Source organism: Nocardioides ferulae (genome assembly GCF_003660455.1).
In the GTDB taxonomy this organism is placed as follows: domain Bacteria; phylum Actinomycetota; class Actinomycetes; order Propionibacteriales; family Nocardioidaceae; genus Nocardioides; species Nocardioides ferulae.
Window position 1 is genome coordinate 1 of record NZ_QZVR01000060.1, and the last position, 970, is coordinate 970.

The window sequence follows — 970 nt, forward strand, 5'->3', positions numbered from 1 at the left end:
TGTTCGAGCTCTCGATCGCGCGTGGTGTCCACGTCCACTCCACCCGCACCGTGCTCGCCGACGCCCTCGACCTGCGACACCGGCTCCCACGCTGCTGGGTGATCACCCGCGAGCTGGCCTGCGAGCCGTGGCTGGCCCGCAAGATCGCCGGCCTGACCCGCCGACTGACCGCGGCCCAGGCCGCGCTGGTCGACGCCGCGGTCGCGCCCGCTTTAGCCAGCCAACCCCCCTCGCGGGTGCTGTCGATCTGCGAGGCCGCGATCATCCACGCCGACCCCGACGGCGAGGCCGACCAGGCCGCCCGGCGCCGCCGGGGCCGGTTCGCCCACGTCGGGTCCAGCCGCGAGGACGACGGACTGCGCGGTTTCTACGCCCGCCTCGACGCCGGCGACGCCGCCTGGCTCGACGCGGTCATCGACCACGTCGCCGACCTGCTGGCCACCGACCACGAGCTCCGCGCCCTCCACCACCCCGAACTCGATGCGGACGTCGGCAAGGACGAGCTCCGCGCCGTCGCCCTGGGCTGGCTGGCCCGCCCCCACGACCTCCTCGTCATCGCCCCCCACCTCTTCCCCACCGAGCATCACGCCGCCCACGACACCGGGCACGGCACCGACCTGGCTGATCCCGCCGGGTCCCTCGACCCCGAGGACCCCGCCGAACCTGCTGACGAGGCCGAGCTGGACCTCGAGACGCTCGCCGACCTGGCCGCACTCGAGAACGCCTGCCTCTCCCGGTTCGCCTGGACCCCCGACCCACCCCCACCACCAGCACCCCGACCCCTGACCCGCCAACCCACCCCCGGCCGCCTCGGCATCGTCTACGTCCACCTCGACCCCGAAGCCCTCTCCGAAGCCCTCACCACCACCAACACCGGCACCGGTGGGGTCGCGGTCGTCGAACAGCTCGGCGCGATGCTGGTCGACCAACTACGCCAGCTCCTCGGCCACACCCACGTCGAACTCCGACC

1 pseudogene is annotated in these 970 nt (G+C 73.7%); it reads left to right on the plus strand.

Going from position 1 to position 970, the window contains the following annotated elements:
• Positions 1 to 970: pseudogene (locus tag D6B71_RS23000) on the plus strand (hypothetical protein); the annotation flags it as partial.